This window comes from Trueperaceae bacterium, from assembly GCA_031581195.1.
Taxonomy (GTDB): domain Bacteria; phylum Deinococcota; class Deinococci; order Deinococcales; family Trueperaceae; genus SLSQ01.
In genome coordinates this window covers 1-6,605 of the sequence record JAVLCF010000107.1, presented here as the reverse complement: position 1 = coordinate 6,605, position 6,605 = coordinate 1, and the positions used below count along the sequence as shown (strand labels likewise).

Sequence of the window (6,605 nt, the reverse complement as noted above, 5' to 3'; positions counted from 1 at the left end):
TGGAGGACGTGACGTACGACGCGACCCTCGAGAGCGCGGGGGGTGAAGGGAACGCGGACGCGTTCGTGAACGCGTCGTTCGACCTGCACGGCGTGCGTGCCAACCTGACGTCGACCTACACCGCGACGTGGCGTGAGGACCAAGCGACGCAAAGTACGTGGAGTGCACGCCTGCACGCCCACCAGCACGTCACGGCTCTCCCCACCGCCCTCACGAACCCCTTCACGAACGCCCTGCCGGGCGGGGCGGTGGTGGGGAGCGTCGTGACGTTCGACCGCACGACGGGCAGCGTGGAGGAGGGCACCCTGGTGGGGGAACGGACCGTCACGAGCCTCTCGGTCGGCTCGGTCGTCGTCACGCCCCTCCTGCAGGACCTGACGTTGGATGCGTACGGCGCGATCGGGGTGGTTCGCACGCGTCTGGACGTCGCGAACGACGACGTCCGCATCACCACCCACCCCACACGCCCCCACCTGCACGCCGGCGTGGGTGTGTCGGGCCGCACGACGTACGGACCCCTCACGTTCACGCCCCGCTTGGGGGTCGCGTACGCCCGCGCAGCGGGAGGCACCACGCCCCTTACGCTGGCGGCGTTCGGAACGACCGAACGCGCGAACCTCTCCACGACCGCGGTGGAGGTTCTCGAGGCGTCGTTCGATCCTCGCGTCGAACTCGACGTCGTCCCCCTCCTCCCCCAAGCCTGGTTGGAGGAACGCAACGTCGATCTCTCCCTCACCCCCACCCTCACGTGCAGCGTCCCCCTACGTGCGGAGGATGCGTTGGCGTGCGGGTACGGCCTCCAGACGACCCTCGAGACGCCCCTCACGCCCCGCACGACCCTCGATGCGGGCGTCACGTACGAACGCCGCACCGTCCACGACCTCGGCGTCCGGTTGGGCCTCGAACGCACGTACTGACCCCCTACCCACCTCGCGTCACGCGCGACGCCCACCCTCCACCCCCAACGACGCTTCCCACCCCATCCGCCGCCCCCACCCCCGGGGGCGGCGGACGACGAACGGTGCACGTCGAGCGACGCACACCGATCGGCGCACGTTGCTCGTGGCGTGGGGGGGCTCGTGAGGGGCGCGGGTCTCGCGGTCCGGTGACGTCGTGGTGGGGGTGGGCGTGGAGGATTTGGCGTGGCAGCGGCCTAGCTAATGGTGCTTTAATGATGCCTTTGTTACATCCGTTGCATGTTGATTCGATGGTGGTACATCCTGGTGGTCGCGTGGGTCTTCGGCGTGGCGTCCCTCGCGCACGCCCAAACCTGTACGGCGATCTCGCTCGAGGGGTCGGGCACGTCGGGCGATCCGTTCGTGATCCAAACGGCGGACGACCTGGTGACGATGACCGACGAGCTGAACGCCCTCGACGCCAACGTCGAACCGGCCTGCTGGTCCGCGCACTACGCACTGACGGCCGACGTGGATCTCGGATTTCGAAACCTGGAGGCGGTCGGGGGGCACGACCTGCAGTGCAACCCGCTCGAGGATCACGTGAAGTTCGGCGGGACGTTCGACGGCCGCAACCACGTCATCGAGAACGCGTACGTGGTGCCGAGCGGCGGCGGGTGCGAGGGCGTGTTCTCGATGGTGCGGGGTGCGACGTTCCAGGACGTGACGTTCAGCGGGGTGGACGCACGGACCGGCGCGGCGTACACGACGCACGTCGGGACGGTTGCAGGGTCCGCGGCGGAGTCGACGTTCCGCAACGTCCGCGTGCTCGGGGGCGCCGTGAAGGGCGACGTCGCCGGCGGCGTGGTCGGGAAGGCGTTCACGAGCGACGCGACGACGCCCCTCACCTTCGAGGACGTGACGTACGAGGGGACCGTGCAGGCCGAGGGCACGACCGGGGGCGGCGGCCTGATCGGGTGGATCGCGCGCGGAGGGGGCACGCCGGTCGAGATCACGGGCGCGAGCGTCGAGGCGACGGTCACCGGGGCGAACCAGGGCGTCGGCGGTCTCGCGGGCCTCGTCGAAGGCCCCGTCGACGTGAACGGTGCGACGGTCCGGGGCACGGTCGGGTCGGGCTCCGCCTTCGCGGACCGGCCCTACCGCGGCGGGGCGCTCGGGCACGTCGACGTGGAGGGGAGCCCCGACGTCGACGTGGTGCTCTCCGGCGTCGACGTGCACGCCACCGTCACGGAAGCCGATCAGGTCGGGGGCCTCGTCGGGCGCGTCTACGGCGACGGCGTGGATCACGACCGCCTGGTCGTGCGCGGGTCGCGTCTGCTCGGGAGCGTCCGGGGGTCCGAGGAGGTCGGTGGGATCGTGGGGCGCGTCACCGACGCGCACGTCGACGTCGCCGGCTTCGTCAGCACCCCCACCGCGGAGGCCCGCGGGAACGGCGCCGCCGGCCTCGTGGCGGGCACGCTCGTCGGGGCGCGCCTCGACGTCGCGGACGCCGTCCTCGACGGGGCGGTCTTCGGGACGCAGCCGGGAGGAACGACGGGCGACGGCGTCGGCGGCGTCCTGGGGGAGGGCTCGTCGACGCAGGTCACCATCGAACGCAGCCGCATCGCGGCGGACGTGACGGGCGCCTCCGGCGCGTTCGTCGGGGGGGCCGTGGGGTACCTGAGTAACGTGAACCCCATCTCGCGTCTGGTGGCGCGCCAGGTGACGGTCGAGGGCGACCTGGCGGGGGGCGGAACCGAGAACGTGGGGGGCATCCTCGGGTACGTGCGGCTGGGGAGCGCCTCCATCACCGACGTGCACGTCGGAGCCGCCACGATCACCGGCGACGCTGGCGCCGGCATCGTCGGGTACGCCGCCCTGTACGAGGACGTCCAGATTCAGCGTGCCGTGTCCCGCGCGCAGGTCGATACGACGACCGCCCAGGCGGGGATCATGCAGCACGACGGCACCGGCGGCCTGCTCGTGTCCGGCGCGTACTTCACCGACGCAGGCGCGGAAAACCCCGACGGAGAGCTCGGTTCGCTCCTGACGACGGAGGCGCTCCAGGACTACGCGACGTTCGCGGCGTGGAGCCTCACGAACGGCGCGACGCCCGGCACCGAGGCGGTCTGGACGTTCTGTGGGAACGACGGGCCGCACCTGTCGCTCCACGCGCCCGACGCGTGCCCCCCGGCCGACCTGGCGTCGGCGCTGGAGGTGGCGGTCCCGGCGTCGGTGTTGCGGGGGATGCCGTTCGCCGTGACGGTGTCCGCCGTGGACGGGGACGGGGCCCTCGCGCCCGTCTTGGAGGCGTCGACGCTGGTGTTGCGCGCCAGCGGCGGCGAGGAGGCGGGGGTCCTGCGCCGCGTCGGTGCGCCCAACGCCCCCGCCACCCTCGTGATCGCCTCGGGGAGCGCCGTCGCGACGGCGGACGACCTGTACTTCACCGGGCTGAGCGGGGAGGCGGGCGGCGACGTCGTCGTCACGGTGTCGGGCACCGGCGGCTCCGTCGACGGGCTGTCCGGCACCGCGTCCGCCATGAGCGTCCGCGACGTCACGCTCGACGTCACCTACGACGGTGGACCGCAGGAGGCGGACGGGGAGGACGCCGCCCCGGTCCTCGTCACGCTGCTCGACGCGGACGGCGACCCGGTGGCGGGCCGGACCGTGACCCTCACGACGAGCCTCGGGACGTTGTGGGTGGGGGGCGAACCGTCGGGGACCGAGGCGCCGCTCCTGACCGACGCCGAGGGCACCGTGAACGTGGAGGTCCGCTCGGACGTCGCCGGCACGGCCCGCGTGACGGCGGCGTGCCCGGGCGTCTGCAGCGACGAGGTGCGCATCCCGTTCCTCGGCCGGCGGGCCCTCACCGTCGTCCCGGGCGACGGCGTCGCCTGGGCCTACCCCGCGACGTTCGACGAGGGCGTCACGGTGGACGCCGTTCAATTCCGCGTCGACGGGGGCGCCTGGACCGACGTCGAGGAGGACGGCGTGGCGGGACCGTTCCTCGTTCCCGACCTCACGAACGACCAGGCGCACGCCATCGAGCTACGGGCCCTGGCGGACGGTGCAGCGGTCGCCCTCCAGGGCCCGGCCACCGTCACGCCGGCCGCCCCGACGCCGCCCGCCGTCACGTTCGAGCCGCCCGCGACCTCCCCGACCGAGGCGACGTGGGACGACGACACGCTCCTCGTCACGACCGAAGTCGTCCTGCAGCACGCCGAGGACGCGGCGCTCGAGAACGTCTGGTTCGTCCTGACGCCGGGCGACGACGCGAGCGTCGAGGCGATGGAGCCGGAGGACGGCTTCGTCACCCGCGAGGCGGGAGGCTGGCGGTGGACCGGGTCGCCGTGGCCGGCGGGGACGCCCAAGACCCTGAGCGTCACCTACCGCGTGCCCGCCCCCGAAGGAGACGACGAATGACGATGCTGCGCACGATCCGCTTCCGCCTCGCGGCCCGGGCCGCCCTGCGGCTGCTCGCCGTCCTGGCCCTGCTGGCCGTCCTCGCCGCCTGCGGGCCCGACGGGCCCGCCGCCGGTGGCGACGCGCCGCCCCCGACCGAGGCGCCCGCCCCCGACGAACCGGTGCCGGACGAGACCGACCCGGACGCGCCCGAGGACCCCGCGCCCGAGGACCCCGCCCCCGGGACGGCGTCGTCGTTCCCGGTCGACGTGTGCGTCGCGACGACGCCCGTCTCCGAACCCGACGCGCGCACGTGTCGCGCGCAGGAGGTGGCGTTCACGGTTCCGAGCCGTCCGTGACCCCCGGCGCCGGGCCCCCCGGCGCCGGACCGTCCGGCGCCGAACCGTCCGGCGCCGAACCGTCCGGCAATGCGGCCGCCAGCGCCGCGACCGCCGGCCCGGCGTGCGGGTCGTTCGCCCACCCGAACGCGGTCGCGGCGTGCGCGGCGAGCGCCCGGAGGTCCCGCGCGTACGCCTCCATGCCCGCGTCGCGCAACCGCAGGATCGCGCCGTGGAAGGCGTTGGCCAGGCGGACGTCCGCCCCCTCGTCCATCGCCGTCACGATCGGCAGCAGCCGCTGGTAGGCCTGGCGGACCGCATTCGGGTCCCCGAGCGTCGCGGCGGCCCCGAGCCACCCGAGTGCTGCCCCGGTGGCGCCCTCGAGGTCCCCGAGGGCGTGGAAGCGACGCGTCGCGTCGGCGAACGCCCCGACCGACGCCGCGTCGTCGCCGGCGGCGGCGTGCACGTTCGCGAGGTTCATGGCCCGCGCCGCCCCCGCCCAGGTCGTCGCCTCGTCCTTCACGAGCGCTGCGGTCGCCTCCAACCCCCGTACGGCCTCGTCGAAGGCGCCGCGCTGCGCATCGAGGATCGCGAGCGCCATGCGGGTCTCCGCGAGGGCGTGCGCGTCGCCCAGAGCCTCGCGCGCGGTGCGCGCCGCCTCCAGCGCGGTCCGCGCCTCCGCCGGCCGGCTCGCGAGGAACGCCAGCGTCCCCCGCGCGTGCGCCGCGTCGGCGCGGGCGGCGGCGTCGAGGCGACCGCCGGCGGTCGCCTCGAGCCGCCCCAGGCGCTCCAGCGCCGACGCCGCACGCCCGAAGCGGCGGTGGAGGGGCGCGAGCGCGACCGCGTTGCGCAGCGCCTCGAGGGCGTCGCGGTCCGCGAGGCCGTCGAGGGCGGCGTCGACGTCGTCCATCGCCCACCCGACGTCGGCGAGGAGGCGCGCGCGGTAGGGCGCCTGCGCCCGGTCGGCCGCGTCGCGGGCGCGGCCCAGGAACCAACGCGCGTGCCGGGCGGCGAGCGCGGTCGGCGCCTCCGGCGGGGTCCGTCGAGACGTGGACGCCGCCCACGCGTACGCGGGCTCCGGTGCGTAGCGCGGCTCGCCCCGCGGTCCGGGCACGACCCGAACGGTGCCGCGCCGCACGGCGTCCTCCAGCCGCCGTCCCGTGAGGGTCGCGTCGCGGTCGAGGAGCGCCGCGACCGCCTCGCGGGAGGCGGGGGCGCGGGTCCAGGCGACCGCCTCCAGGAGCGCCCGTTGGCTCTCCCGAAGGCCCTGCAGGCCGGTTGCGACGGTGCTCGCGAGCGACCGGTGCCGGTCGGCGAGGCCGTACGGGCCGTCGCGCAGCACGGCGGTCGGGGGCGCCCCGCCGGGGTCGAACCCGCGGCCGCCCGCCGCGCGGAGCCGCGCGCCGGTGAGGACCAGCGCGAGGGCGTGCCCCTCGGTCCACGCCGCCAGCGCCGCCAGGTCGGCGTCGGCGGGGGACACGGCCCCCGGAAGGAAGGTGCGCAGCAGCGCGGCGCCCTCCTCCGGCGACAGCGGGGGGACGTGCACCGTGCGTTCGCCCGCCCACCCGACGACGTCGTGCCCCGCGACGACGACGCGGAGCCGGGGCGCCCGCGCGAGCAACGTCGCCAGGCCGGGGGCGAGGGCGGGCGCGAGCGCCCCGTGCACGTCGTCGAACCACCAGAGCGCCGGCGCGTCGGCGGCCCGGGCGAGCGCCTCGAGTACGTCCGAGGCGTCCCGGGAGGGGGCGTCGGGTACCAAGGCGTCCGCGACGCGCGCCCACGCCGCGTCCGCGTCCGCGACCCCCGCGAGCGACACGACGTCGGGGGGGCGGCCCCCCACGCCCGCCGGCGCGGTCGCCGCCAGGGCGTCGCGCACCAACCGCGAGGCGCCGGCCCCCGGCGCGCCGCGGACCCCGACCAGGCGGACGTCGGGGTCGGCGAGGGCGGTGCCGGCCTCGGCGAGGGCGTC

At 75.5% G+C, this 6,605-nt stretch carries 4 protein-coding genes; 3 read left to right on the top strand and 1 reads right to left on the bottom strand.

Annotated elements, in window-relative coordinates; all coding sequences use genetic code 11:
* From RI554_09425 to RI554_09415, 3 genes are all read left to right on the top strand, one after another.
* A partial coding sequence (locus RI554_09425; GenBank protein MDR9392234.1) for a hypothetical protein occupies positions 1 to 917 on the top strand: 917 nt, incomplete at its 5' end.
* A 279-nt stretch (positions 918 to 1,196) separates the two neighbouring features.
* The gene (locus RI554_09420) at positions 1,197 to 4,319 is read left to right on the top strand and encodes an Ig-like domain-containing protein (GenBank protein MDR9392233.1); all 3,123 of its coding nucleotides are present in this window, start codon (positions 1,197 to 1,199) and stop codon (positions 4,317 to 4,319) included.
* Positions 4,316 to 4,657 carry a hypothetical protein gene (locus tag RI554_09415; protein ID MDR9392232.1) on the top strand — a complete coding sequence of 114 codons (342 nt, stop codon included), beginning with the start codon at positions 4,316 to 4,318 and terminating at the stop codon, positions 4,655 to 4,657. Before RI554_09420 ends, RI554_09415 begins: the two co-directional genes overlap by 4 nt.
* On the opposite strand, the gene RI554_09410 is transcribed toward RI554_09415, so the two are convergent.
* The coding region (locus tag RI554_09410; GenBank protein ID MDR9392231.1) for a hypothetical protein at positions 4,635 to 6,605 on the bottom strand (1,971 nt) is incomplete at its 5' end. The two genes, RI554_09415 and RI554_09410, sit on opposite strands and share 23 nt — an antisense overlap.

Excerpts from the sequence above, each read along its gene's own strand:
- RI554_09420 (MDR9392233.1), top strand. The coding sequence starts at position 1,197 with ATGTTGATTCGATGGTGGTACATCCTGGTGGTCGCGTGGGTCTTCGGC.
- RI554_09415 (MDR9392232.1), top strand. The coding sequence starts at position 4,316 with ATGACGATGCTGCGCACGATCCGCTTCCGCCTCGCGGCCCGGGCCGCC.